22 protein-coding genes and 1 tRNA gene are annotated in these 26,278 nt (G+C 68.2%); 11 read left to right on the top strand and 12 right to left on the bottom strand.

Annotated features, from left to right (window positions below; genetic code table 11):
* Nucleotides 1-249: 249 nt before the first annotated feature.
* The 3 genes from DL990_RS13955 to DL990_RS13945 all read right to left on the bottom strand — a co-directional run bounded on the left by DL990_RS13955 (nucleotide 250) and on the right by DL990_RS13945 (nucleotide 2,626).
* Nucleotides 250-600 carry a hypothetical protein gene (locus tag DL990_RS13955; RefSeq protein WP_125798949.1) on the bottom strand — a complete coding sequence of 117 codons (351 nt, stop codon included), beginning with the start codon at nucleotides 598-600 and terminating at the stop codon, nucleotides 250-252.
* Nucleotides 601-777: 177 nt separating this feature from the next.
* Complete coding sequence (locus tag DL990_RS13950; RefSeq protein ID WP_125798948.1) at nucleotides 778-1,995, bottom strand: kynureninase; 1,218 nt, start codon at nucleotides 1,993-1,995, stop codon at nucleotides 778-780.
* Nucleotides 1,979-2,626, bottom strand: a complete 648-nt coding sequence (locus DL990_RS13945; RefSeq protein ID WP_125798947.1) for a transcriptional regulator — start codon at nucleotides 2,624-2,626, stop codon at nucleotides 1,979-1,981. Before DL990_RS13945 ends, DL990_RS13950 begins: the two co-directional genes overlap by 17 nt.
* A 148-nt stretch (nucleotides 2,627-2,774) precedes the next feature.
* Here DL990_RS13945 and DL990_RS13940 point away from each other — a divergent pair, with 148 nt between their 5' ends.
* Both DL990_RS13940 and DL990_RS13935 read left to right on the top strand, forming a co-directional pair.
* Nucleotides 2,775-4,640 carry a long-chain fatty acid--CoA ligase gene (locus DL990_RS13940; RefSeq protein ID WP_125798946.1) on the top strand — a complete coding sequence of 622 codons (1,866 nt, stop codon included), beginning with the start codon at nucleotides 2,775-2,777 and terminating at the stop codon, nucleotides 4,638-4,640.
* 153 nt (nucleotides 4,641-4,793) lie between these two features.
* Nucleotides 4,794-5,450, top strand: coding sequence for a maleylpyruvate isomerase N-terminal domain-containing protein (locus DL990_RS13935; protein WP_125798945.1), 657 nt, complete (start codon nucleotides 4,794-4,796; stop codon nucleotides 5,448-5,450).
* Nucleotides 5,451-5,531: 81 nt separating this feature from the next.
* On the opposite strand, the gene DL990_RS13930 is transcribed toward DL990_RS13935, so the two are convergent.
* Nucleotides 5,532-6,425 (bottom strand): SDR family NAD(P)-dependent oxidoreductase, encoded by an 894-nt coding sequence (locus DL990_RS13930; RefSeq protein ID WP_125798944.1) that lies wholly within the window; start codon nucleotides 6,423-6,425, stop codon nucleotides 5,532-5,534.
* Nucleotides 6,426-6,797: 372 nt separating this feature from the next.
* Here DL990_RS13930 and DL990_RS13925 point away from each other — a divergent pair, with 372 nt between their 5' ends.
* From DL990_RS13925 to DL990_RS13900, 5 genes are all read left to right on the top strand, one after another.
* A complete protein-coding gene (locus DL990_RS13925; RefSeq protein ID WP_125785042.1) occupies nucleotides 6,798-8,012 on the top strand; it encodes an MFS transporter in 1,215 nt (404 codons plus the stop codon).
* 446 nt (nucleotides 8,013-8,458) lie between these two features.
* A complete protein-coding gene (locus tag DL990_RS13915; RefSeq protein ID WP_125798943.1) occupies nucleotides 8,459-9,901 on the top strand; it encodes a GGDEF domain-containing protein in 1,443 nt (480 codons plus the stop codon).
* A gap of 160 nt (nucleotides 9,902-10,061) precedes the next feature.
* The gene (locus DL990_RS13910; RefSeq protein ID WP_125798942.1) at nucleotides 10,062-12,224 is read left to right on the top strand and encodes a phospholipase A2; all 2,163 of its coding nucleotides are present in this window, start codon (nucleotides 10,062-10,064) and stop codon (nucleotides 12,222-12,224) included.
* A gap of 366 nt (nucleotides 12,225-12,590) precedes the next feature.
* Nucleotides 12,591-13,997, top strand: a complete 1,407-nt coding sequence (locus tag DL990_RS13905) for an LCP family protein (protein WP_199746433.1) — start codon at nucleotides 12,591-12,593, stop codon at nucleotides 13,995-13,997.
* A 316-nt stretch (nucleotides 13,998-14,313) separates the two neighbouring features.
* On the top strand, nucleotides 14,314-14,784 hold the full coding sequence (locus tag DL990_RS13900; RefSeq protein WP_125785047.1) for a helix-turn-helix transcriptional regulator: 471 nt from the start codon (nucleotides 14,314-14,316) through the stop codon (nucleotides 14,782-14,784).
* A gap of 183 nt (nucleotides 14,785-14,967) precedes the next feature.
* On the opposite strand, the gene DL990_RS13895 is transcribed toward DL990_RS13900, so the two are convergent.
* Nucleotides 14,968-16,428: an NAD(P)/FAD-dependent oxidoreductase gene (locus DL990_RS13895; RefSeq protein WP_125798940.1), complete on the bottom strand. Its 1,461-nt coding sequence runs from the start codon at nucleotides 16,426-16,428 to the stop codon at nucleotides 14,968-14,970.
* Between the two features lie 121 nt (nucleotides 16,429-16,549).
* Here DL990_RS13895 and DL990_RS13890 point away from each other — a divergent pair, with 121 nt between their 5' ends.
* Both DL990_RS13890 and DL990_RS13885 read left to right on the top strand, forming a co-directional pair.
* Entirely contained in the window at nucleotides 16,550-17,107 is a 558-nt protein-coding gene (locus DL990_RS13890; RefSeq protein ID WP_199746431.1) for a TetR/AcrR family transcriptional regulator, read from the top strand.
* 233 nt (nucleotides 17,108-17,340) lie between these two features.
* Nucleotides 17,341-17,751, top strand: coding sequence for a hypothetical protein (locus DL990_RS13885; RefSeq protein ID WP_199746373.1), 411 nt, complete (start codon nucleotides 17,341-17,343; stop codon nucleotides 17,749-17,751).
* A 3-nt stretch (nucleotides 17,752-17,754) separates the two neighbouring features.
* Here the strand turns inward: DL990_RS13885 and DL990_RS13880 are convergent, their stop codons facing one another.
* On the bottom strand, nucleotides 17,755-17,976 hold the full coding sequence (locus DL990_RS13880; RefSeq protein WP_005165704.1) for a DUF3618 domain-containing protein: 222 nt from the start codon (nucleotides 17,974-17,976) through the stop codon (nucleotides 17,755-17,757).
* A 124-nt stretch (nucleotides 17,977-18,100) separates the two neighbouring features.
* Here DL990_RS13880 and DL990_RS13875 point away from each other — a divergent pair.
* A tRNA-Leu gene (locus DL990_RS13875) sits at nucleotides 18,101-18,174 on the top strand.
* 160 nt (nucleotides 18,175-18,334) lie between these two features.
* Here DL990_RS13875 and DL990_RS13870 read toward each other — a convergent pair.
* Genes DL990_RS13870 through DL990_RS13850 form a run of 5 tightly spaced genes read right to left on the bottom strand, consistent with a single transcriptional unit; the run spans nucleotide 18,335 to nucleotide 22,186 of the window.
* Nucleotides 18,335-18,934: a dihydrofolate reductase family protein gene (locus DL990_RS13870; protein ID WP_125798939.1), complete on the bottom strand. Its 600-nt coding sequence runs from the start codon at nucleotides 18,932-18,934 to the stop codon at nucleotides 18,335-18,337.
* A 5-nt stretch (nucleotides 18,935-18,939) separates the two neighbouring features.
* A complete protein-coding gene (locus DL990_RS13865) occupies nucleotides 18,940-19,740 on the bottom strand; it encodes a metalloregulator ArsR/SmtB family transcription factor (protein ID WP_125798938.1) in 801 nt (266 codons plus the stop codon).
* Nucleotides 19,741-19,773: 33 nt separating this feature from the next.
* Nucleotides 19,774-20,778 (bottom strand): methyltransferase, encoded by a 1,005-nt coding sequence (locus tag DL990_RS13860; protein ID WP_125798937.1) that lies wholly within the window; start codon nucleotides 20,776-20,778, stop codon nucleotides 19,774-19,776.
* Between the two features lie 33 nt (nucleotides 20,779-20,811).
* Nucleotides 20,812-21,399: a short chain dehydrogenase gene (locus tag DL990_RS13855; RefSeq protein ID WP_125785054.1), complete on the bottom strand. Its 588-nt coding sequence runs from the start codon at nucleotides 21,397-21,399 to the stop codon at nucleotides 20,812-20,814.
* A 13-nt stretch (nucleotides 21,400-21,412) separates the two neighbouring features.
* Nucleotides 21,413-22,186, bottom strand: a complete 774-nt coding sequence (locus DL990_RS13850) for an aminotransferase class IV family protein (protein ID WP_125798936.1) — start codon at nucleotides 22,184-22,186, stop codon at nucleotides 21,413-21,415.
* 54 nt (nucleotides 22,187-22,240) lie between these two features.
* Between DL990_RS13850 and DL990_RS13845 the strand changes: the two genes are divergently transcribed.
* Nucleotides 22,241-22,750 (top strand): DinB family protein, encoded by a 510-nt coding sequence (locus DL990_RS13845; RefSeq protein WP_125785056.1) that lies wholly within the window; start codon nucleotides 22,241-22,243, stop codon nucleotides 22,748-22,750.
* Here the strand turns inward: DL990_RS13845 and dnaE are convergent.
* The gene (dnaE, locus tag DL990_RS13840; RefSeq protein ID WP_125798935.1) at nucleotides 22,737-26,243 is read right to left on the bottom strand and encodes a DNA polymerase III subunit alpha; all 3,507 of its coding nucleotides are present in this window, start codon (nucleotides 26,241-26,243) and stop codon (nucleotides 22,737-22,739) included. The two genes, DL990_RS13845 and dnaE, sit on opposite strands and share 14 nt — an antisense overlap.
* Nucleotides 26,244-26,278 lie beyond the last annotated feature (35 nt).

The raw sequence follows: 26,278 nt of genomic DNA, 5'->3' as shown, positions 1-26,278 counted from the left end.
ACGGGTGAGTCAAGTCCAGACGCGAAGGGTAGTCGCGTATGGCCGTGACCAGGTCACGAGAGGTCGGCGGACCTCGAAAGTCCACCACGTGGACCTGGGCACCCCGCCAAGTGACTCACCAGTAGGTCACCTGGCGGTTTACCGCAGGCAGCGGCTTGATCGACACTCTTCGGACTCGATCAAGTCACAGCTCCTGGCGCTCACTTCGCGGTGAAAAAGGCCGACGAAAACTACTCGCCGTGACGTCGCTCACGCTTTCGGACCAGCGCTCCACATACCGTTCGGTTTGCGAACGACATCGCCTCGGAGGAACGCCGCCGTAACGCCGTTCGCGCCACGGAATCGAGAATTACGGACACTAATCGCCGCCGATTCGGCGAAATGATCTTCGTCGGCACGGCCGAGCTCGTCGTCGAGGAGCGCGTCGACCTTCCTGGAGGCGTCCCGGAGCATCCGGACGCCCGCCCAGCACAGGGTCGCCACCCCGCAGATCAGGATCGCGACGAGCACGGTCTCGACCGGGTACCGGGAGCCGAATTCGTTGAGAAGAAAACCGGAGGCGACACCGGACAGGGCGACGGCGGTATAGGTGAACAACATGATCCCCTCCTTCTCCAGGCGCCGGGCCCGCGCCTCGCCGATAAGACGCGCGACGTGGGTTTCCCTTACGCCACAGGGGAAGGATCTACGTCACACTCGCGGCGAGAGCGAATATCGAGATTAACAGCGGATTCGCGAAAGATCGCGCGTTCTCCCCCGCGGGGGCGAGGCGATCACCTATTTGCCACCGATTCCCGAATCAGATTCATCGTTTCGGTGTCGGAGCTCCCGAAGCGTCGTGACGGCACGGAGCACCTCGCCGTAGGTGGTGTAGAGCGGAGCCAGCCCGAACCTCAGCACGTTGGGCGGGCGGAAGTCGCCGATCACCCCGCGTTCGATCAGGGCCGCCATCGTCTTGGCCGCGTCTTCGTCGATGACCGAGATCTGATGCCCGCGGTCTTCGTCGCGCGGGGTCGCGATCGTCGCGCCGTCGAGGAGTTCGTCCGCGCACCGGAAGAAGAACTCACCGAGCGCGAGCCCCTTCGCCCGCAGCAGCCCGCGATCCACGCCGTCCCAGACGTCGAGGGCCGCGTCCAGCGCGAGCAGCGAAAGGATGTCGGGAGTGCCCGCGCGGCCACGCGCGATGCCGGCGTTCGCCTCGTACGCGCCGCGCATCGCGAACGGGTCGCTGTCGCCGGCCCAGCCCGCCAGCGGCTGTTCGAACCCGTCCAGCCATTTCGTTGCCACGTAAAGGAAAGCTGGTGCGCCGGGGCCGCCGTTGAGGAACTTGTACGTGCAGCCGACAGCGAGGTCCACGCCCGCCGCGTCCAATTCGACCGGGAGCGCGCCGACGCTGTGGCAGAGATCCCAGAGCACCAGCGCGCCCGTGCGGTGCAGTGCCCCGGTCAGCGTGGCCATGTCGTGGGCACGTCCGGTCACGTAGTCGACGTGGTTGATCAGTGCGACGGCCGTCCGTTCGCCCGCCTCGCGCGGCATGTCCTCGGCGACGACGCGGCGCACCGTGCGCCCGGTCAGCCGGGCGACCTCGTCGGCGATGTAGCCGTCGGTCGGGAACGTGTCCGCGTCGACGAGGATCTCGTCGCGGCCCGGCCTGAGGCGGGTCGCGGCGACCAGCGCCTTGAACAGGTTCACGCTGGTCGAGTCCGCCACGACGAGCTGCCCCGGCGCGGCACCCACCAGCGGCGCGATCCGCTCGCCGACCCGCACCGGCGCCTCCCACCAGCCCTCCGACCAGGACCGGATGAGCCGCCCGCCCCATTGCTCGCGGACGACCGCGGCGACCCGGTCCGCCACGTGTTTCGGCGGGGCACCCAGCGAGTTGCCGTCGAAATAGGCGACGCCGGCGTCGAGGTCGAATTCGTTCCGCTTGTGCGCCAAGGGATCGGCCGCGTCCAGCGCCGCGGCCTCCGCTACGAGATCAGTCACGGTGGTCATCGTCGGCGAGAGTGTTCCAGAAGTCCAGCTCGTACGCCTGGAACAACCGCGCGTGGGTCCGAGCGTCCTTTTCGGACAGTTCCCCGGCGTCGAGCGCGGCCTGCACGGCCCGTACGGCAAGCTCTTCGAGCTCCGGCGACGGCGCGCCGAAGAAGTCGAAGAAGGCACACGCCTCGTCGTCGAAGCCGTAGCGCTCACGCATCGCCGCGGCGATCGCGGCGCAGTACCGGCCGAAGGCGGCGAAGTTGGCGACGATCGCCACGATGACGTCCGCCGGTTCGCCGTTGAGCGCCAGCCAGGCGACGAACGCCGGATACGCCTGGCAGCCGGCGCGCGGCTCGAAGCCGGGCGATTCCTCGGCGAGCGCCGGCAGTTTGCCGAGCGCCAGCCCCTCACCGGAGGCCAAGGCCGCGAAGAACTCCCGCGCGTTCCGCTCCCGCGCACGGGACGCGAGGTGGAGGAAACCACGCCAGTCGCTGCGGACGATCCGGTACTCCTCCGCGGCGATCGCGGCGAAGATCCCTCGTGCCGCCTCGCCCGCCTCGACCAACGGGACGAGCCGGTTCTCGTCGTCGTGGGGTGCGAGTTCCGCCTGCACCGCGTCGATCAACTCGCGTGCCGAACCGGTCATCGTCGAGGGTCCTCCCGTTCGGTACTGACGCGGTGAAAACGGAAAAGGTGGACATTTCGCGAGCCGCGACCGTGGCCGCGATTCTCTATCCAGCACTGCCGACAGCCCTTACAGTGTGCCTGATCAGGCAGCATCGAGGAGGCCAGCGTTGACCACCCAGCCGACCGTCGCCGAGCAGATCGAAGGCCAGACCATCCCCGCCCTGCTTCACCGCAACGCCCAGGAGTTCGGTGAGCTGCCGGCGGTCACGTCACTCGACAAAGCGGGCAAGCCGACCCTGACCTGGGCCGAATTCCGCACCGCCATCGCGGAGGTGTCGCGCGGGCTCGCGGGCCTCGGGCTCGGCGTCCGCGACCGGATGCTGATCATGGCGCCGAGCAGCCCCGAACACCTGATCGCCGACCTCGCCGCAGCCCATCTCGGCGCGATCCCCTGCACCGCGTACGCGACGCTCAGCCCGGAGCAGATCGGGTTCGTCGCCCGGCACAGCGCCGCCGGTGTCGTCGTCCTCGCCGGTGCCGACGAACTCGGCCGCTGGTCGCAGGTGCTCGACGAGCTGCCCGCGCTGCGGCACATCATCCTGCTCGACGCGTCCGTGATCCCCCCGGACGACAAGCGTTTCCTGTCGTTCGCCGATCTGCGCGCGGCGGGCGCGGAGGCGCACACGGCCGACCCGCGGGCGTTCGAGACCGCGTGGTCCTCGATCACCCCGGACGACCCGCTGTCGATGATCTACACCTCGGGCACCACCGGCGATCCCAAAGGTGTCGTGCTGTCGCACCGCAACGCGATCTACCAGGCCGTCGCCGTCCAGAAGCTGCACGACTCCCCGATGCACGCCACGAACATCGCGTACCTGCCGCTCGCGCATATCGCCGAACGCGAACTGTCGATCTACATGCCGATCGTGTGGGCCGGGCACGTGCACACCGTCGGCGACCCGACCGGCGTCGTCGGCGCGCTGGGCCAAGTGCACCCGAAGAGTTTCTTCGGCGTCCCGCGAGTGTGGGAAAAGATGGTGGCAGGCCTGAAGAACCTGCTCGGCTCGCTGCCGGAAGAGAAGCGGACCGGCCTGCTCGGCGCGAACGAACTGCTGCAGCAGGGCTACAAACTGCGCAGCGACGGCAAGGAGGTCCCGCCGGAACTCGCGGAGAAGATCGCGCAGACCGACGCCGCCGCGCTCGCGCCGGTCCGGGCGATGCTGGGCCTCGACCAGATCGAGGTCGCCTCCAGCGGTGCCGCCGCGCTGCCGGTGGAGATCCTGTACTTCATCGCCGGGCTCGGCGTCGAGATCCAGGAGGTCTGGGGACTGTCCGAGACCACCGGCGCGGTCACCTCGAACACTCCGTCGGCGTTCAAGGCCGGTTCGGTCGGCCGTCCGCTGGAAGGTATCGAGGTGAAGGTCGCCGAAGACGGCGAACTCCTCGTCCGCGGCGCCATCGTGTTCCTCGGCTACCTGCAGGAAGACGGCACGATCAAGCCGGACGTCGACGCCGACGGCTGGCTCGCCACCGGCGACATCGGCACGATCGACGAACGCGGCTTCGTCACGATCACCGACCGCAAGAAGGAACTGATCATCACCTCGAGCGGCAAGAACATCGCCCCGACGAAGATCGAAGGACTGCTCAAGGAACACCCGCTGATCGGACAAGCCGTCGCGATCGGCGAGAAACGGCCGTACGTCACCGCGCTGATCGTCGTCGACGACGAGATCGCGCCGGGCTGGGCGACCGCGAACGGCATCCAGCTCACCGAAGGCGAATCGCTCGCCGACAACGCGGAGGTCCGCGCGGAGATCGAGAAGGCCGTCGAGGCGGCGAACGCGCGGCTGGCCAGGATCGAGCAGATCAAGCGGTACCACGTGATCCCCAAGGCCTGGACGCCCGAAAGCGGCGAGGTGACCCCGACCTTGAAACTGAAGCGGCGGATCATCAACGACCGCTACGCACCCACGATCGCGGACCTGTACCCGGCCTCCGCTCCGGAACCCGCTCCCGCCGCAGGTTCCTGACGCGCGCGAAGTCGTAAGACGCGTGATTGAAGGCGGATCTCGCGTGTCTGGAGCCGTAACACGCGAGTTCCGTCTCCAGACACGCGAGTTACGTCTCCGAGCACGGGACGAAAGGAGTCGCGACAGGGAAGCGGCCGCTGCTAACTTGCCGCCGTGGATCTCTTCTCCCGCTCCTGGGCGGCGCTTCTCGCCGCCGTCGCCGAAACCCCCGACGAAGACTTCGCCGAACCGTCCGGCTGTGCCGGCTGGCTGGTGCAGGACCTGGTGTGTCACCTGGTGATCGACGCGCAGGACGTCCTGATCACCCTCGCCACTCCCGCCGAAACCGAACCCACGCGCGACGCGGTCACCTACTGGGAGGTCGCCGAGAAGCCGCCCACCGGCGAGGACGATCTCGATGCGCTGATCGTGCGTCTCGCCGCCGCGTACCAGGAACCCCGGCTGCTCAAGTTCCATCTCGACGACGTCGGTTCCGCCGCGGGCCGGACCGCCGGCCTCGCCGACCCGGGGATGCGGGTCGCCACCCGCGACATCGTCCTGTCCGCGGGTGACTTCCTGTCCGCGTACGTCCTGGAGTGGACGCTGCACCACCTCGATCTGGTCGCGCATCTCCCGCACCTCGACGGACCCGCCGCCGACAGTCTCGCCAGGACGCGGCAGATCCTGGAGCAGCGCACCGGCGAGACGTTCCCGGCGTCCTTCTCCGACACGGATGCGCTGTTGGTCGGCACGGGCCGCCGTCAGCCGACGGACGCTGAGAAGGCCGAGCTCGGCGACCTGGCCGCGAAGCTGCCCTTCGTCGTCGGCTAATCCGGACGACTCGCGTGATTGAACGGACGACACGGCCGTGTCGTCCGGCTGATCACGCGTGCCGGCCGTCCGATCACGTGATCACGCCGTCCGGGTCGACTCCGTCCACTTCCGCAGCCGGGGAGGGACACGCTTTTCGAGGCCATAGTTCTCCAAGTGCGCGCTGAAGACCTCGTCGAAGGCGCGCTGCACGGTCTCGGTGTCCCACACCGGCCGCTCGAGGATGGGCTGCTTCAGGTACGGCTGCCCCATGACGTGCAGTTGCGGCCCGTTACAGCGGATCATCTGCCCGGTGATGCCGTCGGATCCGGCGCCGAGCAGGAAGAGCACGATCGGCGCGATCCGCGACGGCGTCCGGTCCGGCGGGCAGGCCCGCAGCGACCGTTCCGATTTCCACACCATCCGGGTGTGCGCGAGCGGGCAGACCGCGTTCACCCGGATCCCGCTCTCCTCCAGGTCCAGCGCCCAGGAGTAGGTCAGCGAAGCGACGGCACCCTTGCTGGCGGCGTACACACCCAGCTTCCGCTGCCCGAGCGAGGCGCCGGACGAGATGTTGACGATCGACCCCGGCCTGCCGCTTCCGACCATCGCCTTGATCGCGGCGAGCCCGGTGTACACGACACCGAGGACGTTCACCTCGACCAGCTCGCGCGCCTGCTCGACGTCGTCCTCCCACGGCAGCGCCTCGTAGTTCAAGCCCGCGTTGTTGACCAGCCCGTCGATCGCGCCGAACTCGGCGAGGCACAGGTCGACGATCTCCTGCGCCTGCTTCGGATCAGCGACGCTGTGCCCGCTGGCGACCGCCCTGCCGCCGAACCGGCGGATGTTCTCCGTCGTCCGTTCGGCCAGTTCGGCGTCGACGTCGTTGACCACGACGGCGCCGCCCGCCCTCGCCACGTGCACCGCGAACGCCTCACCGAGTCCTCGCCCCGCCCCGGTCACGACGACGGCCTTGTCGTCGAGCAAACCGTTCATCGCCTTCACCCCTTTGAACCCAGCCGGCCTCCACCTCCAGACCGGTCTCTACTCAGTGTTGGCCCATTCGGCCCAGCCGGGACTCGAGCGGCGGCGAACGGCGGCCCGGCTGCGCCGAGCGAGGGCACGGCGATAGCCGCGCAGATACCCGCGGGCGAGTCAGGCCGACGTCACCCACCGGTCGGACGGCGTAGCCCGATCAGCTCAACAGGCGAAGGATTCACCGGTCTTCTGTTCGTCTCCCTGTAGCCGGAGGCATACTGAACGTTGTCCGGCGGGACAACGACTGTGACTCCCTCGTCGACCACGTAACACGGCAGGCAAGAATGCGAGGGAAGCAAGTTCACCCGATCGGGGGGAGGTGGTCACGCAGTGAAGACGAACGCGGCGCCGCGGATGACCGCCGCCCTGGCGAACCGCGAGTTCCGCGCACTCTGGCTCGCCGAGGTGCAGTCCCTCATCGGGGATCAGCTCACCATCGTCGCGCTGGCGATCCTCGTCTACGACCGGACAGGTTCCGCGTTGCTCTCCGCGGTGGTCTACTCCCTGACCTTCCTGCCCGCGCTGGCCGGCGGCCTCGGCCTCTCCCAGCTGGCCGACCGCTACCCGCGGCGCACCGTCCTCGTCGTCTCGTCCCTGATCCAGGGTCTGCTGATCGCGATCATGGCGATCCCCGGCACCCCGCTCGCCCTGTTGTGCGGGCTGGTGGTGCTGGCGCGGCTCGTGAACGCGCCGGGCAACGCGGCGCAGAACGCGCTGACGCGCGAGGTGTTCACCGACGACGACCTCTATTTCAAGAGCCAGGACATCCGCGGCATCTCGACCAACACCGCCATGCTGCTCGGTCTGGCAGGCGGCGGCCTGCTGGTTTCGCAGGTCGGGGTGAGCTGGGCGCTGGCGCTGGACGCCGCGACCTTCCTGTTGAGCGCGGCCGTGGTCCGCTTCTCCGTGTCCCGGCGGGCGGCGGCGTCCGACGGCAGCGGCAGCTGGTTCGGCGCGGTCAAGCAGGTCTTCGGCAACCGTCACCTGCGGGTGCTGGTCTGGTTCTCGTGGCTGGTGGGCCTTGCCGTCATCCCCGAGGGGCTCGCGGCACCGCTCGCCGCGGAGATGGGCGTCGGGAAACAGGCCGTCGGCTGGCTGCTGGCCGCCGATCCGCTCGGTTTCGTCATCGGGGCGTTCCTGTTGTCCCGGTTCGTCTCCGCGGAACAACGGCGGAGGCTGCTCGGCGTTCTGGCGGCACTACCGATGCTCGCCCTGATCGCCTTCGCGCTCAAACCCGGGCTGATCCCCGCGTTGCTGCTGCTGGCGGCGGCGGGTGCCGCGGGGGCGTACCTGATCACAGTGAGCGCCACGTTCATCACCTGGGTCCCGAACGAACTCCGGGGCGGTGCGGGTGGGGTGTACCGCACGGGGTTGCGGGTGGCTCAAGGAATAGGGGCGGGACTCGGCGGGCTCGCCGCCGATCGGCTCGGGGCGGCGACCTCGGCCATCGCGCTGGCAGGCGTGGTCGGCCTGCTGCTGGCCGTACTGGTCGCGCTCAGCTGGGGGCACATCAACGGAACCAGCCCGGAACCGTTGCTGTCATGACGAATCCACACTGGACGACCCCTGGGGCGGCGGCTCGGCCGCCCGGCGGGTTCGTACTCGGAAATCTCGACGACGGAACACTGACACAGGACCTTGGTCTTCGGCACGGGGGCGAAAAGAAACGACTCTCGATCAGAAGTCACGGCTCGACATGGTCGGACACCTCCTGGGAACCTCGCAGCGAACTAATACCTTGTCCGGGCTCAGAAGTCACGACTGGACACTATCCGTCACCCCTTCCGCGTCGCGTCTCGAAAAACATTCAGTCACCAAGATCAGAAATCACGGGACACGATTGCCACCTCCGGTCCGTGTTCGCGGGCACCCTTGCCGCTGTCGGACAACTGATGCGATGGGATGATACCGGCCGTGGAATACGAACGGTGTATCAGTCGGTACCGGTGAGATTACTCAGCCGTGCCGTCCGCGCGGAAAAGAGGTAGCAATTGCCAGCCGAGACCGGTGACCGCCGCCAGCACGGTGACGGCACCGGCGACCTTGAGGACGCGGCGCCGCCGTCAGCGGCGCGGAGCGATGCGCCGGTGACCGAACGCGGGCGAATGAGCCCGGAAGGTGACCAGGCCGAACCGCGGGAGCGCCATCCCTACGATCCCAGGGCGTGGGCTCTCTGGCAGCGGCCGAAACGGTTCATCGCGTTCCTTTTCGCCATGGAGGCGATCGGAATCGCGATCATGGTCGTCGCGACAATGGATTCCACGAATCCGGGAAGAACGGACTGTGTTCGTTTCGCGATTCTCGCCGTCGGCGCCACCGCGCATATTCAGCTGACCCAGCGACAAGAGGAAAGACGGCGCGATCGCAGTCGTACCGTACTCATCGACCTCACCGCGGTATGGACATTTCCGGCCGCGGTCATCCTGCCGCTTTCGCTGACGCTTTCCATCATCGCGATCGTCCGGATCCAGCATTGGTTCATCGCCCGGCGGCCCGCGCACAACTTCGTGTTCTCTTCGGTCACCCACGGCGTTTCGGTGACACTGGCGTCGCTCACCTTCGCCGCGTTCGGCCCGCACGAATGGGGACGGATTTCCGGCTGGGACACCCTCGGTGAATTCGGCGTCCTGATCGTCACCGGGATGGTCTTCGAAGCGGTGCAGATCGCCTACATCGGCGGCATCCTCACGATCGGCTCGCCGAAGCGGCCCTCGCTGTCGACCGTGCTCGGCAATACGGCCGACAACCTGCTGGAGGCCATCACGATCGGCCTCGGCGCGGTCACCGCGGTACTGCTGTTGATCATGCCACCGATGGTGATCGTGATGGCCGTGGTGACGGTGGTGTTCAATCGCCTCGCCGAGATCGACCAACTGCAAAACGACGCCAGGACGGACCCGAAAACCGGTGTTCTGAACATGCGCGGATGGTCGGAGTCGGCCGATCGGGCACTCGGAAGGACTGCCCGATCGGACGACGGCCTTGCGCTTCTGATGATTGATCTCGACCACTTCAAGTGGATTAACGACACTTATGGACACCCGGCGGGTGACGACGTCCTCCGCGATGTGGCACGGAAATTGGACGAGGTCACCAGGCCCGCCGACGTCGTCGGCCGGTTCGGCGGCGAGGAATTCCTCGTACTTTTGCCGGATATCGACGAAACGGCGGCGAAACTCGCCGCCGAGCGAGTGCGCAGTGCTATCGCGGAACTGCATATAGTGACTACCGACAAAAGAGGCAGCCGGGTGACGATCTCGGGGCGCACCACCTCGATCGGGGCGGCGCTGTTCCCTCGTCACGGTGAATCCCTGGAGGAACTCCTGCACGCCTCCGACGCCGCCGTCTACGTGGCCAAGGAGAACGGCCGGAACCAGGTGCGGTTCGCCCAGGACGTGGACCGGCCCGCTCCCCCGCCACCCACCGAGGCCTGAAGGTGGTCGTGAGTGGCGTTTCGGGTTCTAACCCGAAACGCCACTCACGACCACCTGGACCGAACGCGACCCCCCGGGCCACACCATCAGGGGAACCCCACGGAAACCCCGGGGGTTATCCGGATGTCGGCCTTGATCGGCGGATGGCACCCTGGACGCCATGCCAGCGACAGCCCAAGCCGCCGCTCCTCCTACCCGGATCCGGCGGCCCTGGTCGACTTCGGGCTGGTTGTTGCTGGTCACGGTGCTGGTGTTCGGTTTCGGCCTGATCGCGTCGCGGCCCGCCTCGCCGCCGGACCAGGGCCCACCGACAGGTGACCTCCTCGCCGCGCAGAACGCGGTCGACGCGCTGGCGCGGCCGGGTCCGGTCGAGAACGTGCTCGCCGAACTGCCCGCCGACTTCACCGCGGTCAGCGGGATCACCCCTGGCGTGATGACCGCCCGCGACGGCACCGTGCGCGCCGTTCACACCGACGGGGGCTGCTCGGCGCCGTGGGGCGACGACAACACCAAATGGGACTACGCGGTCCCCTGCAGGGCCCACGACCTCGGCTACGACATCCTCCGCTACGCCGAACGCAAGGGACATCCGCTCGGCCAGGAGGCCAGGGCCTCGCTCGACGACCGGCTCTCGGCGGACATGCACAACGCCTGCGTCCTCAACCCGATGGACTCGCGCGGCACTTGCGACGTCGTCGCCTCCCTCTATACCGCCGGTCTGGTGCTCAACTCCTGGCATCAGCGCTGGGGGCCGCCGGTCGGTGACCCGCTCGGCCCGATGATCGTCGGCGTGCTGGTGATCGGCGCGCTGCTGGTGTTCCGCCTCCGCGGCTGGGTCCGCACCCGCCGGACCGTCGTCATGCTCCCCCGCGAGCCGCGGCCGGTGGTCCCGGTCGGCCGGTGGGCGTTGCTCGGGGTCGCCGGTGTCGTGCTGATGCTGCTCGGCGAATCCGCCGTCGCGCTCGCGCATTGGGCGGGGGCACCCGAACGGTCGTTGTGGCCGTTCACCTGGCTCGCCCAGCTCTGTCCGGTCATCTTCTTCGCGGTCGGCCGGATCAACGAGGCGGGCTGGCGGTCGATCCGCGCGACCGGCGGCCGCTACCCGCAGTACCTCGCCGACCGCGCGAGCCCGCTGCTGCGCCCGGCGCTGATCTTCGCCGTCGTCGCGCTGGTCGTCCCGCTCGCGCTGGAAGTGCTGGGCATCCCGACGGGGACGAACGCCACCGTCATGCGGATCGCGCTGCATCCGCTCTGGCTGCTCGGCGTCTTCCTCTTGACCGTCGTGCTCGCGCCGGCGCTGCTGACGCTGTATCGCCGGACGCGGACCGCCTCCGTCGCCGGGCTGCTGGCCTTGACCTTGGCGAGCGAGGCCGCCGCGCACTGGTCCGGCTCGGCCGTCCCGCGCTACGCGGAGACGTTGTTCCTCGCCTTGTTCGTCCAGCAGCTGGCGTTCGCCCACGCCGACGGTGTCCGCCTGCGGCGCGGCGCCCTCCTGGCGACGGCGTTCACCGGCGCAGCCGGGCTCGGCCTCGCGGTCGCCGTCCGCGGCGAAGGACCGATGCTGCTCGGCGGCCCCGGCGCCCCGGCCGCGTTGTCGGGCCCGCCGTGGGGAGTGCTCCTGCTCGGCCTGGTCCAGCTCGCGCTCCTCGGCCTGCTCTCGCGGCCGCTGGCCCGGCTCGGCGAACGTCCCACGGTCGCCGCGACCGCCCGCCTCGTCCTCCGCGCCCCGATGAGCCTCTACCTCGGCTTCCTGGCCGCGATGCTGCTGCTCGTCGCGGTCGTCTACCTGCCGGGACCGTTCGTGGACGGGCTCAGCTGGCTGGCCCGACCGCGGGTCCTGCTCGCGATGGCCCTGCTGGCCGTGCCCGCCGTGCTCGTCTTCTGGTGGTTCGAACGTCATGCGGGACCGCAGCAGCGAGCGGTCGACGAGCCGGGCCTGCGCGCGGCGGTGTTCTGCCGGGCGGCGGCGACGGTCGGGATGGCGTACGCGATGCTCGGCGTGTTCGGCTTCGCGCTGACCCGCTTCGGAGGCGCTTCCGCCGACGCCGACCTCCTCGGAATCCGGTTCGGCCCGGTCCAGAGCCTGGTCAACCTGTTGCTCGGGGTGTACCTGCTGCACACCGTGCGGAACGGCACCAGCCGGATGACCGGCACCTGGCTGGTCTGCGCGGTCGCGTGCGCGCCTCCGCTGATGAGCGCCCTCGACGGCAAGCACGTAAGCGCCGCGTCGGTCGCGCTGCCGGTCGCGACGATCGTCGTCGCGATACTCGCGGCGGCGGCCGCGCTGGTGCCCGCCCGCGCCGCCCGGCGTGTCCTGCCCTGAGCCAGACAGCGCTGACCAGGCGTTCTTCGTACCATGGTGAGGAAACCGGTGGTGCATGCCACATCTTCGGGGGGATGTGTAATCCTGCGACAACCCTCAACAGGCACCATGCGTCCCTTGAGAAGACCGTCAAACCGGTAGCGAAGAGAAGGAGCAGACCGCGTGGAGTATCCGCCTCGGAATGGGTATGGGGATCGACGTCCCGCCCGGCCTAGGCAGGACGCGCCCGGACGCGTTCCTTCCCGTCCGGCACCCGCCCGCCAGGCCGCGGGCCCGCCGCCTCAGCGCCCGGAACCACGGCGCGCCCCGCGACGACGGTCGTTCCGCGGCCCCAAGATCGCGCTGGGCCTGGTATCGCTGCTGGTGATGGGCCTGACCGGCTACGCGTGGGCCGCGATGGACGGCCTGACGTTCGCGAACGTCGGCATCGGCGCCGACGGCGGCGACAAACCCGCCGACGGCGCCCGCGACATCCTGCTCGTCGGCCTCGACAGCCGCACGGACGCGCAGGGCAACCCGCTGTCGAAGGAAGTCCTGGCCCAGCTGCGTGCCGGACAGGCCGACGGCGAGCTGAACACCGACTCGCTGATCTTCGTGCACATCCCCAACGACGGTTCCAAGGCCGTCGCGATCTCGCTGCCCCGCGACTCCTACGTCGACATTCCCGGCGGCTACGGCAAACACAAGATCAACTCGGCCTATGCCCGCGCGATGCTCGACGAGCGCAAGAAGCAGCAGGAGAACGGCGTCTCCGACCCGAAGGAACTCGACCAGAAGGCCAACGAGGCCGGGGCGAAGACCCTGATCAAGACCGTCGAGCAGCTGACCGGCTCGACCATCGACAACTACGCCGCCATCAACCTGCTGGGCTTCAGCGAGATCACGCAGGCCATCGGCGGGGTCGACGTCTGCCTCAACGACGACGTCAACGACCAGTTCTCCGGCGCGAAGTTCACCAAGGGCCCGCACACCATCTCCGGGGTGGAGGCGCTCGGCTTCGTCCGGCAGCGCCACGGGCTGCCGCGCGGCGACCTCGACCGGGTCGTCCGGCAGCAGGTGTTCATGGCCGGGATGGCGCGGAAGGTGCTCTCGGCGGGCACGCTCGCGAACCCTGGAAAGCTCAACGACCTGATCACGGCCATCAAGAAGTCGGTCGTGCTCAACCAGAACTGGGACGTCTTCGGCTTCGCACAGCAGATGAAGAGCCTGACCGGCGGTCAGCTCGAGTTCCGGACGATCCCGATCGTCAACATCGAGTACAAGACCCCGAACGACGGCGTCGCCATCCAGGTCGACCCGAAACAGGTCAAGAACTTCGTCCAGGGGCTCGCGGGCCCGCAGCCCGGCGAGCAGCAGCAGGCGCCGCCCGCCGAGTCGCCCAACAAGGCGACCACGGTCGACGTCCGCAACTCCACGAACCGGGACGGCCTGGCCTCGACGGTGCTGAAGCAGCTCGTCGACAAGGGCTTCACCGCGGGCGACACGGCCACCGCGAGCGCGCGCAAGAAGACGGTGGTCTGGGTCGCCAAGGGTCAGAAGGCGGCGGGACAGGCCGTCGCCGACGAACTCGGCGGCAACCCGACCGTCCAAGAGGACAAGAGCGTCGAAGCCGGGCACGTGATGGTCTTCCTCGGCTCGGACTTCAAGTCGCCGAGCGGCGCCGAAGGCTCCGGCTCCTCGCAGAACGCCGCCGGTTCGTCGGCCGCGGCACCCCCGCCCGAGCAGTCCGACGAGAAGCCGATCACGGCCGAAGGCGTGCCCTGCGTCAACTGACGCGCCCTCCTTCTTCGCGCGCCGCTGGTGTTGCGAAAGCCACTTTCGCAACGTTGAGCGTTGCGAAAGTGGCTTTCGCAACACCAGCGGCCCCAGGCGGCGAACAGCACCGAAGAGCCTGATGCCACCGAAACACGCCCTTCGAGCCGGTTTCGTTCACCCATTCGGCCCAGCGAGCCAAAATCGGTATGAAAAGCACCCCCGAAACCGCGTAAGAGCGGCGGCCCTGCCGACTTTCATACACGTGAGCGCGCTCGTCCCGGGTTTTGTCACACGGGCGAGCGGTGGAGAAGGTTGGCAAGGCAGGGGACGGGGAGTGCTGATCGACGCTGAGAGCTATCAGCGGATACTCGGAGACGAGCTCCGCAAGCTCCGCCGTAAACGTGGCTGGACACGCAAGGAACTGAACCAGCATCTGCAGAGCGAGATCTCGCTCCAGACGCTGGCCACCTACGAGCTGGGCACCCGGCACTGTTCCGTGGTGCGGCTGGTCGAACTGTGCGTCGCGATGGACGAGCTGCCACAGGATCTGCTGGCCAAGGTGCACCGCCGGGTGTTCGTGGACGAACCGGGCCGCGTCCGGGTCGACCTGCGCCTGGTGATCAAGGACGACCAGGAGGAACTGTTCCCCCTGCGACGGTGGGCGGACGACCGGCTCAAACGGTCGGGTGACGCCGGAAGCGCCGAGGTCCACCTCGACTTCGCGGCGTTGGAACGGATGGCCGAGCTCTGCGGCATCCCCACCGTCGATCTCATCGGAAGGCTTCGCCGGCTCAACCCCTCATGAGCGCGGCGTTCCCCGGTCCGTGAAGGCCATGCCCCCCATCTTGGCTTTCACGGACCCTCCCCCTCTTCGCGTGAAGGCCCCCTTGAGGGACTCTGGATCCCTCAAGGAGGCCTTCACGGACTTCCGGAGGCTCGCCGACCGTCCACATAGGACGCGAATCACCGGGAATGTCTGTCCCTGCGGTCAGTCGAGGAGTTCGTAGTCCTCGCGCCGCACCTTGCGGGTGTCGAGCCAGTACCGCCAGGTGAAGCCCGGCCAGATCGTGCGGTTGACACCCTTCGCGTCCAGGTACCAGCTCTTGCAGCCGCCCTGGGTCCAGATGCCCTTGGCGAGTTTGCGCTGGATCTCGCCGTTGAACCGCTCCTGCGCCTCCGGCCGCGGGTCGAGCGCCTTGCCGCGCGCGAGCCGCAGCGCCTGCGCGACGTAGGAGATCTGCGCTTCGATCATGAACACCACGGAGTTGTGGCCCAGTCCGGTGTTCGGGCCGAGCAGGAAGAACAGGCTCGGGAACCCGGAGACGGTGATGCCCTGATACGTCCGCATCCCTTCGGTCGCCCACTCCTTGCCGAGGTTGCGCCCGTCACGGCCGATGATCTCCAGGTCGTCGAAGGCGTCGGTGACGTGGAATCCGGTGCCGTAGATGATCGCGTCGACCTCGTGCTCGACGCCGGCGCCGTCGACGACGCTGTGCTCGCGGACCTCTTTCACGCCCTCGGTGACGACGTCGACGTTGTCCCGCGCGAGCGCCGGGTAGTAGTCGTTGGAGACCAGGACGCGTTTGCAGCCCATGGTGTAGTCCGGCGTCAGCTTCCGGCGCAGTTCCGGATCCTTGACGCTCTTGAAGATGTTGCGCTTCGCGATGCGCTGGCCGATCTTCATCACCCACGGCTGACCGTTGAAGCCGATCGCGCGGGCCTCGAGCCCCCAGTAGAGGACGTCGCGGAAGGCACGCTGCAGCAGCGGAACCGAGCTGAACGCCTTCCGCAGCGCTTCGGGCATTTCGCGGTCCGGTTTCGGCATGATCCACGGCGGTGTGCGCTGGAAGAGCGTCAGATCTGCGACGTCCTTCGCGATCCGCGGCACGAACTGGATCGCGCTCGCACCGGTGCCGACCACGGCGACCCGCTTGCCCTTGAGGTCGTAGTCGTGCTCCCACTGGGCGGAGTGGAACGCCCGGCCCTGGAAGCGCTCGATGCCGGGCAGCTTCGGGATCTGCGGCAGGTGCAGCGCGCCGACGCCGGCGACCAGCGCGGGCGCGACGAACTCGTCGCCCGACTTCGACGCGACGTGCCAGCGGTTCTCGTCGGCGTCCCAGCGGGCGCCGGTCATCTCCTGGCCGAAGCGGATGTAGCGGTGCAGGTCGTACTTCGCGGCGACGTCGCGCATGTACTGCCAGATCTCCGGCTGCGGCGAGTACGAGCGAGACCAGCCGGGGTTCTGTTCGAACGAGAACGAGTACATATGCGAGGGGATGTCGCAGGCGCAGCCGGGGTAGGTGTTGTCCCGCCATGTGCCGCCCACGTCGTCGGCCTTCTCCAGGATGACGAAGTCCTCGCGGCCCTCTTTCCGCAACTGGATGGCCATGCCCAGCCCGGAGAAGCCGGTTCCGACGATGACGACCCCGGTCTCGGTGCGGTTGCCCATGCCCCGACCTCTCGTTCGAATTACCTGTTACCGGGAGTACACCTTACTCGAAGTAGGTTACCTTCGGTAGAGTGCTGTGGTGACGACGGCGAAGCGCAAACGCATGCCACGAGCAGAGCGAATGCGGCAGATGATCGAAATCGCGGAGGAAGTCTTCGCCGAACGCGGCTACAGCGCGGCGTCGATGGACGACATCGCGGAGCGCGTCGGGGTCTCCAAGCCGATGATCTACGAGTACTTCAACTCGAAAGAGGGACTGCTGCTGGCCTGCATCCAGCAGTCGCGGACGGCGTTGCGCGAGGTCACCGAACGGGCGACCGTCGGCGCGACCTCCGCCGAAGACGCGCTGCGGCGCGGCCTGCTGGCTTTCTTCGTCTTCATCCGGGAACGACGGCAGGCCTGGTCACTACTGCGCCACGAGATGGCGCTGATCGGGACCGGCGCCGCCGACGAGATCGAGCGGACCCGCCGCCAGCAGACCGATCTGATCGCCGCGCTGATGAGCGACTACTTCGACGCGGGCGACGACCTGCGCGCAGAGGCGTCCGCGGAGTTCGTGGTCGGCGCGTGCGAACGGCTCGCGATCTGGTGCGAGCGACACGAGGACGTCAGCCCCGAAACGGCGACCGGATACGCGATGGACGTCCTCTGGTCGGGCCTGTCCGCGAGGGCCCGCTGAAGCGACTGTGAAGATGCGCGTGCATTAGGCCATTCGGTCGTCACTCAGAGCACATTGCCGCCAGTGTCTTGTGACACAGAGTTGTCCTACTGTATCGATGACACTGTAGAAACTCTGATGGACAGTCACGGCCTCCGTCAGGAGGGGGCGCCACCACCCGAAAGTGGCGTCATGACGACGGCGTGGCGAAGTCCACTGAGTGACGCATGCTCGCGAGGAGAGGGGTGAGGCGGATGACCGAACCGATCACCGCGTCGTACGTCCAGGAGGACGACGACTGGAAGATCACGGTCAGCGGCTCCGGCAAGGAACTGACCGGTCGCGCACCGGGCATCATCGCGGCACGGGACCGGGCCGACCAGCTGGTCGAGAAACTGTCCCCGCCCGAACGGTCGACCGTGGTGCACCTGCTCAACGGCAGTGCGCTCGAGTTCACCGCCGCCTACATGACGGCGAGGCTCACGCTTCCGGAGATCGAGCCACTCGAGGTTCCTCCGCCGGCGAACGGCAAGGCCAAGGAGAAGACCGGCGGCAAGCCTCCGGTGCCCCAGGGCAAGGAGCTCCCGAAGGCCGTCGACGAGGCGAAGGCCCCGAAGAAGGCTGAGCCGGCCAAGACACCCGCCAAGGCGGCCCAGACCTCCTGAGACCTACTTCAGGAGTTTGCGGATCAGCAGCACGCCGATCAGCACAGCCCCGCCGATGAGCGGGTACTTCACCTTGGGCTCGTCCAGCTTCGCGCGCAGACCGGTCTTCGCGGAATCCACCAGCTTCGCGGGGTTCGCCTTCGTGCCCAGCTGGTCGAGTGTGGCGACCAGCGCGTTCCTGGCCTGCTCGATCTCACGCTCGATGGTCTCGGGATCGCGAGCCACGTGTCCTCCTCGCCGCGACGGACTTGCTGAACGCCCACGTTAGAGGACGCCACCCCCCACGGTGGCACCGGCCACGCCGAGAAATGCCGATCGTGTCGCACGCTACGATTTCGGGGCAGTACTGGGGCCCGTAGCCCAATTGGCAGAGGCACACGGTTTAGGTCCGTGCCAGTGAGAGTTCGAGTCTCTCCGGGCCCACCGACACCCAAGCTCGTGAGTGGCAAGGACGGCTCAACCGTCCCGACCACTCACGAGCACGTTTCGTTTCGGTGCCCCTCAGCAGGCAGTAGCGGTCACCCGGTGAGCCGTTTCGACCAGGCCTCACCGAACTGATTCGCCTCGCACAGGCGCCCGGCGGTCACCGCGCGCGGTCGTAAACGAGGGCCATCTCCCCCAGCTCCCCGACCTCCTGATACGCCAGCGTCCACTTCGACGCGGGCAGCCCGTCGACGAACAGGCGTTGCCCGCCGCCGGTGATCTCGGGGCAGATCATCAGGTACAGCCGGTCGATCAGGTCGTCGGCGAGCAGGGCCTTGATGACGCTGGCGCTGCTGTTGACCAGGATGTCGCCGTCTCCGCTCGCCTTCAGGCCGCCGATGACGTCGGCGGCGGGGGCGTTCACGACGCGGGCGCGGTCCCAGGGCGCTTCGGTCAGGGTCGTGGAGAGGACCACCTTTTCGGCGTCCGTGAGCCATTTCGCATAGGCGCGGTCGCGGGGGTCGGCGTTCTCGTCGGCGGCGATGGTCGGCCAGAAGCCGAGGAAGCCCTCGGCGTTCAGCCTGCCGAGCACCGCGGTGGTCGCCGTCTCGTGGATACGCGCGAGGTGAGCGCGGGCGACGTCGGTGGTGGCGTACGAGACGATCGCGCCCATGTCGCCGGGGCCGCCGGGGCCGCTGTAGTGGCCGTCGAGGGTGAGGCTGATATTCGCGGTGACGCGGCGGCCGGTCGGGTTGGTCATGGCGTTCAGTCCTTTTCCTGGATGATTCGAGCCGCGAGGTTGTCGAGCACCTGGCCCCAGCCGGTTTCGATACCGGCGATGAAGGGGACGGCCTCGACGGTGGTTTCGGTGATGCGCAGGTCGAGGCGGAGCCGGGTTCCGCCCGGCGCCTCGGTGAACTTCAGGTCGTAGTGACCGGTGAAGAAGGTGTCCCCCTTGGCGTCCAGCACCGAGAGGTCGAATTCGAGGTGTTCGGGTTCGGTCGCGGCGCGGACCTCGCCCGCGGAGCGGTATCGCCCTTCCGCGTCGCGGTAGTCGAGCACGGCTCGGCCGCCCCTCCACGGCTCGATGACGCAGTCGGTGACGGTCATCGAAGGCGGCGCCCACCAGGAGGCGAGCAGGGCGGGGTCGGTCCAGTGCCGCCAGACGTAGTCACGCGGCGCGGCGAGCAGACGGTCGAACGCGAACGCCCGTCCGTCCGCCCACCGGTCCCGGCTCGCGGCCGCGGTGTCCGTGGAGATCGCGGCCTGATAGCGCGTGAGGACATCACGCTCGCCCTCGTTCGCTTCGATGCTCTCGATCAGCGCCCGCACCCGGCTTCCGAAGTCCTTCAGCGGGCCCGCTTCGACCGCGTAGACGCGACGCTGCCCGAGCGGGAAGACCGTCACGAGACCGACGCGGGCAAGGGTCTGCAGGTGCTTGGTGGCCTGCGGCTGCCGCAGGCCGGTCAGCTCGGCGAGCTCACCGACGGACCGGGGCCGCTCGGCGAGAAGTTCGACGATGCGCCACCTCGCTCCGTCTCCCAGTGCTGCTGCGATCTGCTCCATGCCGAGAAGTATTCACTTGCCAGAATATTCTTGTCAAGGAATATCTTCGCGATGGAACTCCAGCAGGCTGCGCTGCTCGGTCAGCGTGGAGACGGAGTCGAAGACCAGACCGTGTGCGGCGGCGAGCTCGCGAAGCTCGTCGAGCCGCCGCTCGCGGCCGCCGTAGAGGACGAGCATGACCAGGTCCCACTCGGTCTGCGCCCCGATTCCGCCGACCGCCTCGATGACGAGGACACGGCCTCCTGGGCGGGTCGCCTCGGCGCAGCGGGCCAGGATGCGATGGGCGTGCTCGTCGTCCCAGTCATGGAGGATGTCGGACAGCAGGTACGCGTCCGCCCCGGCCGGGAGCGGGTCGAAGAAGCTGCCCGCGGTCACCTCGGCCCGGTCTTCGAGGCCCTGCTCACGTAGTTCCTTTTCGGCGACGGCCGCGGTGGGCGCGAGGTCGACGAGATGACCGCGCACCGAGGGGTTGGCCTTCAGGATCGCGGCCAGCAGGCTGCCATGACCTCCGCCGACGTCGACGATCGTGCCGAAGCGGGCCCAGTCGAAACCGGCGACGAGCCCCGGCACTTGCGTCAGGAACCGCTGCGTCATCTGCCGGTCGAACGTCTCCCGCAGATGCGGATGGTCGGCGAGATCGGTCCAGAAATCCTGGCCGTAGCGGCGGATGTAACCCGCCTGACCGGTGGCGACGCTGTGCGCGAGTTCGACGAACGCCAGTTCGCCCCGGCCGCCGGCGGCGTTCATGTCCAGGAGCCCGGCGAGACCGTTTCCCGCGTCAGCACGCAGGTTCGCCCCGTAGCCGGTGGTGCGATAGCCGGTCGATGTCCGTTCGAGGACGCCGAGAGTGGTCAGGTGGCCCAGCAGCAGATCGAGCGCGAGCGGCGCTTGGCCGAGTTCCGCCGCGAGGTCACCGGCGGTCGCGCCATCGCCGGACAGCCGGTCCGGCAACCCGAGGGTGACCGCGACCCGCAGTGCCATCGGCGTCGCCAGCCCGGCCAGCCGGAGGAGATCGTTTCTGTCGTCGTGGTTCGTCACGAAGATCCACTGTGGCAGCGCGGTCAAGCCCGTTTACGGGGTCAGCGTCCGCCCCGTGAGGCCTGCGGTCTCGACGGCCTCGACGTAGCTCCGCGCGACTTCCGCCGCCGGGGTGCCGCCGTCCGGTTCGCCGAGCGCGGCGAGCGTTTCGCTCACCCAGCCGGGGCTGACCGCGTTGACCCGCAGCCCACGTGGCAGTTCGCGGGCCGCGGCGGCGACGAACGCTTCGAGACCGGCGTTGGTCAGGACCCCGAAAGCGCTACCGCGCAACGTCTCCGGGATCCGGCCCGCGGTCACCGTGACCGAACCGCCGTCCGGCAGATACCGGACGGCGTGCCGCAGCAGGAACACCTGGCCGAGCAGTTTCCCTTGCAGGCCTTGGGTGAACTCTTCGTCGGTGCCGCCGTCGACCGGCACCAGCGAGCCACTCCCCGCACAGCACACGACGTGCTCGATACCCGGCTCGGCGGCGAAGAGCGCGTCGAGTGTGGAGGGCTGCTCGACGTCCACCTTGACTTCGCCGGAGCGGGACGCGGCGAGCACGGTGTGCCCGCGTGCGGTGAGCGCTTCGGAGACCGCGGCCCCGATCGTCCCGGTGGCACCGACCACGAGGATCTTCATCGGCGTCTTCCTTTCAGGGTCGGGTGAGAGATTCCGTTTCGTAGGCCCGGTGCAGCGTCGCGACGAACGACGGCGCTTCCGGCAACGGCGTCGCGCCGATCCGGCGCACCGCGATCCCGGGCGTCCACGAGTTCATGACCACCGCGCCGCCGAGCCCCGGCAGGCCGGCGAGCGTGACCTCCTGAACCCGTTGCGGCACACCGATCCGCTCCAGCCGCCGCTGGACGATGCCCATCGTCGTTCCCCGCAGCAGACCGGCTTCGGGCCACACCACCGTATCGCGATCCAGGAAGGCGAGGTTCCAGATCGTCGCCTCGCTCAACCGGCCCCGCCGGTCGACGAACACCGCGTCGTCGAACCCTTCGCCGACGGCCCGCCGCCGGAAGTACGTCTTCGCCATCTCGCCGGTGTGCTTGATGGCGGGGATGACGCGCTCGTGTTCGACGGCCGTCAGCATCAGCGGACCCGCCGGGCCGGACGCCGGAGGCCGGGTGCGCACGAGGACGTCGAGTTCACCCGGCAGGTGGATCGTCACGGTCAGGGAGACGTCCGCCGGGCCCGACTCGATCGCCTTGCGCAGGTACGAGCGGATCCGGTCGTCGGGCAGGGCGTCGCCGAACAGCTCCAGCGAGGCGGTCCGGAGCCGGTCCAGATGCAGGTCGAGCCCGCGGACCAGGCCGTCGCGCACCTGCATGGCCGTGAAGTGGGCGAAGCCGGCGAAAGCGAGTGGCGCCAGGTCTTCAACGGTCGCGGTCTCGCCGTTCCGCTGCACGACATAGGAACTCATGATCGCACCGTAATCCGGTTGCGGCCGCGGTGCCCCGGCGGCAGGATCCCGCGAGTGCCCGCTTCACGTTCCGAACTGCCGCGCTGGCAGTTCGATCTGACCTGGTCGTTGTTCGAGTACCACCTCGCCGCCCTCGAACCGGCGGACTTCCGTTGGGAGCCCTCGGCCCTCTGCTGGACGGTGCGCCCGGACGGCACTCCCGACTGGTCGGACACCGAACCCGACCCGATCCCGGTCCCCACGATCGCGTGGCTCACCTGGCATATCGGCTGGTGGTGGAGCGTCGCGCTGGACCACGCGAACGGTCGGACTCCGCGCGAACGCGAGGAAATCACCTGGCCCGGCGAAGAATCCGCAATCGGATGGCTGCGCGGACTTCGCGAGGAATGGCTGGCCGTCTTGGATCGCTTGACCGACGCCGACCTGGACGCGCCCTCCGCCTATCCGTGGGGCGAGGACGCCGCGCTGACCTTCGCCCACACCGTCGCCTGGGTGAACTCCGAGCTGATGAAGAACGTGTCCGAGATCGGGCAGCTCAGGTTGCTGCGGCTCAGCGCGGCGTGATGCCGGGAATGGACTTCAGCTCGCCAAGGAGCATCGAACTGACGGCGACCGGATAGTCGTCGAGCGCATACACCGTCCCGGCGAGCTCCACCCGGACCGGCGTTTTTCCCTGATGTGCCAGCAAAGCCTGCCTCAATTCGAGAACGGCGTCCTCGGTCAGCCGCTCGGCGGTCGCGTGCAGGGTCAGTGGCGGCTCTCCGTCTTCCGCCGCCGAAAGATCGAGCGGTACGAGGCCGCCGCCGAATACGGACATCTTGTCCTCCCGCCAGTTGACCCGGCCGTTGACTCGGACGGCGTTGTCCTCGGCGAGATCCACCGCGAACAGCGCGTACGCCTTGGGAAAGAACAGCACTTCGAGCGCCGCGTCGAGATCCTCGATCGTGCAGATGGCCCACGGCTCGCCCTTCTTGTTCACCCGCCGCTCCAGCGACGTGATGAGCCCGGCGACGACCACCTCGCCTTCCCTCGGCGGATTGTCGAGGATCGCCGCGATCGGACGGGGCGCGTGCCCGCGCAGGACGCCTTCCGCCCCGTCGAGCGGATGCGCGGACACGTACAGCCCGAGCATTTCCCGTTCGTGGGCGAGCAATTCCTTACGCGGCCACTCTTCGACACCCAACTCGAGGTGCGCGAGCGGTGAGGTGCCTTCTTCGCTCTCCTCGCCCGCGCCGAAGAGGTCGAACTGGCCCATCGCCTGCTTGCGTTTCAACGGCACCACGGCGTCCACCGCGTCCTCGTGCACCCGCAGGATCGAGAGCCGCGTATGCCCGAGCGAGTCGAACGCGCCCGCCTTGGCCAAGGACTCGATGACCCGTTTGTTGCAGGCCACCAGCGCCGACTTGTCGAGGAAGTCGCCGAACGACGCGTACTTCCCCTTCTCCCGCCGTGTCGCGATGATCGATTCGACGACGTTCGCGCCAACGTTGCGCACCGCGCCCAGCCCGAACCGGATCGCGTCCCCCACCGCCGAGAACCGGAGCCCCGATTCGTTGACGTCCGGCGGCAGCACCTTGATCCCCAGCCGTCGGCATTCCGAGAGGTAGACCGCCGACTTGTCCTTGTTGTCCCCCACCGAAGTCAGCAGGCCCGCCATGTACTCGGCGGGGTAGTTCGCCTTCAGGTACGCGGTCCAATAGCCGACCAGGCCGTAGCCGGCGGCGTGGGACTTGTTGAACGCGTACCCGGCGAACGGCAGGATCGCGTCCCAGAGCGCCCGCACGGCGTCGAGGGAGAACCCGTTGGCGAGCATGCCGTCCCGGAAGCCCTCGAACTCCTTTTCCAGTACCTCTTTCTTCTTCTTGCCCATCGCCTTGCGCAGCACGTCGGCGCGGCCCATGGAATAGCCGGCGACGTCACGCGCGATCCGCATGATCTGTTCCTGGTACACGATCAGGCCGTGCGTCTCGGCAAGGATCTCGCGCAGCGGCCCGGCCAGTTCGGGATGGATCGACTCGATCGGCTGCCTGCCGTTCTTGCGGTCCGCGTAGTTGTTGTGCGTGTTCATCGCGATCGGGCCGGGCCGGTACAACGCGTTCACCGCGATGATGTCGCCGAATCCGGTCGGCCTCAGCCGGCGCAGCAGATCCCGCATCGCGCCGCCGTCGAGCTGGAAGACGCCGAGACTGTCACCGCGGGCGAGCAGTTCGTAGGTCGCCGGATCCTCGACACCGAGCGTGTCGAGGTCGATCTCCTCGCCGCGGTTGGCCTTGATGTCGTCCAGCGCGTCACCGATGACGGTGAGGTTGCGCAGGCCGAGGAAGTCCATCTTCAGCAGGCCGATGGACTCGCACGACGGATAGTCCCAGCCGGTGATGACCGCACCGTCGTCCCGCCGCCACAACGGGATCGCGTCGAGCAGCGGTTCACTCGACATGATGACGGCGCAGGCGTGCACCCCCGCGTTGCGGATCAGTCCTTCGAGCCCGCGCGCGGTGTCGAAGATTCTGGCCGCCTCGCCGTCGCCTTCCAGCAGCGCGCGGACCTCCGCCGCTTCGGCGTAACGCTCGTGCCCGGGCTCCACGATCCCCGCGAGCGGGATGTCCTTCGCCGCGACAGGCGGCGGGAGCGCCTTGGAGATCCGATCCGCGATCGCGTAACCGCTCTGTCCATAGTGGACGCGTGCGGAATCCTTGATGGCCGCCTTCGTCTTGATGGTGCCGAAGGTGATCACCTGGGCGACGTGCTCGGCGCCGTACTTGTCGGTGGCGTACCGGATCATCTCGCCGCGACGACGGTCGTCGAAGTCCATGTCGATGTCCGGCATGGAGACCCGTTCGGGATTGAGGAACCGTTCGAAGAGCAGCCCGAGGTCGATCGGGTCCAGATTGGTGATGCCGAGTGCGTACGCCACGAGCGAGCCCGCCGCCGAACCGCGGCCGGGCCCGACCCGGATGCCGACGCGGCGAGCGTGGTTCATCAGGTCCGCGGTGATCAGGAAGTACGCCGGGAACCCCTTTTCGGCGATCACTCCGATCTCGAAGTCGGCACGGGCGAGGTACGCCCCGGGGACGCCGTCCGGCACGCGGCGGCGGAGCCCGGCCGCGACCTCCTCGCGCAGCCAGGATTCCTCGTCGTGTCCATCGGGGACCTCGAAGACCGGCATTCGGTCGACGTGCCGGTAGACGTCGTCGTAAGGCTCGATCCGTTCGGCGATGAGCAGCGTGGAATCCGCCGCGCCCGGGACTTCCGTGTCCCAGTACCGGCGCATCTCCTCCGCGGACTTGAGGTAGTAGCCGTCGCCGTCGAATTTGAACCGGCCGGGATCATCGAGGGTCTTGCCGGACTGGACGCACAGCAGCGCGGAATGCGCCCCCGCCTGATCCTGGGTGACGTAATGGGAATCGTTGGTGGCCAAGGGTTTCAGGCCGAGCCTCTGCCCGATGTCGAGCAGTCCGTCCCGCACGGACCGTTCGATCGGGAGGCCGTGGTCCATCAGTTCCAGGAAGAAGCCGTCCGCGCCGAAGATGTCGCGATAGTCCGAGGCCGCCTGAAGCGCCTCCTCCGGCTGGCCGAGCCGGAGCCTGGTCTGCACCTCGCCGGACGGGCATCCGGTGGTGGCGATGATGCCTTCGTGGTGCCGTGAGAGGAGTTCGCGATCCATCCGGGGTTTGCGGTAGTAACCCTCCAGGCTGGCCAGCGAGGACAGTTTGAACAGGTTCCGCAGCCCTGTCGCGTTCTCCGCGAGCATGGTCATATGCGTGTAGGCGCCGCCGCCGGAGACGTCACCGCCGTCGCCACGCCGCCCCCAGAACACCGGTTTCTTGTGGAAGCGGGACTCGGGCGCGAGGTAGGCCTCGATACCGATCACCGGTTTGAGCCCGGCCCGGACGGACTGCCGGTAGAACTCGTCGGCGCCGTACATGTTCCCGTGGTCGGTCATGCCCACCGCGGGCATGCCGAGCCGCTGGGCCTCCTCGAACAACGGCGCGATCTTGGCCGCGCCGTCGAGCATCGAGTATTCGGTATGAACGTGCAGGTGCACGAAGGAGTCCACCGGCCACTCCCCACGGTTGTACGATCCGGTCCGAC

The sequence above is a fragment of the Amycolatopsis sp. WAC 01416 genome (genome assembly GCF_003947485.1).
In the GTDB taxonomy this organism is placed as follows: Bacteria; Actinomycetota; Actinomycetes; order Mycobacteriales; family Pseudonocardiaceae; genus Amycolatopsis.
The sequence above is the reverse complement of the archived record's forward strand: the minus strand, read 5'-3'. Positions and strand labels throughout refer to the sequence as shown.

Coding starts and splice junctions, on each gene's coding strand:
- DL990_RS13950 (WP_125798948.1), bottom strand. CDS start 1,995: ATGACCACCGTGACTGATCTCGTAGCGGAGGCCGCGGCGCTGGACGCG.
- DL990_RS13905 (WP_199746433.1), top strand. CDS start 12,591: ATGGGCCTGACCGGCTACGCGTGGGCCGCGATGGACGGCCTGACGTTC.
- DL990_RS13895 (WP_125798940.1), bottom strand. CDS start 16,428: ATGGGCAACCGCACCGAGACCGGGGTCGTCATCGTCGGAACCGGCTTC.
- DL990_RS13870 (WP_125798939.1), bottom strand. CDS start 18,934: ATGACCAACCCGACCGGCCGCCGCGTCACCGCGAATATCAGCCTCACC.
- DL990_RS13955 (WP_125798949.1), bottom strand. CDS start 600: ATGTTGTTCACCTATACCGCCGTCGCCCTGTCCGGTGTCGCCTCCGGT.
- DL990_RS13885 (WP_199746373.1), top strand. CDS start 17,341: ATGACCGAACCGATCACCGCGTCGTACGTCCAGGAGGACGACGACTGG.
- DL990_RS13945 (WP_125798947.1), bottom strand. CDS start 2,626: ATGACCGGTTCGGCACGCGAGTTGATCGACGCGGTGCAGGCGGAACTC.
- DL990_RS13865 (WP_125798938.1), bottom strand. CDS start 19,740: ATGGAGCAGATCGCAGCAGCACTGGGAGACGGAGCGAGGTGGCGCATC.
- DL990_RS13890 (WP_199746431.1), top strand. CDS start 16,550: ATGCGGCAGATGATCGAAATCGCGGAGGAAGTCTTCGCCGAACGCGGC.
- DL990_RS13930 (WP_125798944.1), bottom strand. CDS start 6,425: ATGAACGGTTTGCTCGACGACAAGGCCGTCGTCGTGACCGGGGCGGGG.
- DL990_RS13850 (WP_125798936.1), bottom strand. CDS start 22,186: ATGAGTTCCTATGTCGTGCAGCGGAACGGCGAGACCGCGACCGTTGAA.
- DL990_RS13855 (WP_125785054.1), bottom strand. CDS start 21,399: ATGAAGATCCTCGTGGTCGGTGCCACCGGGACGATCGGGGCCGCGGTC.
- DL990_RS13910 (WP_125798942.1), top strand. CDS start 10,062: ATGCCAGCGACAGCCCAAGCCGCCGCTCCTCCTACCCGGATCCGGCGG.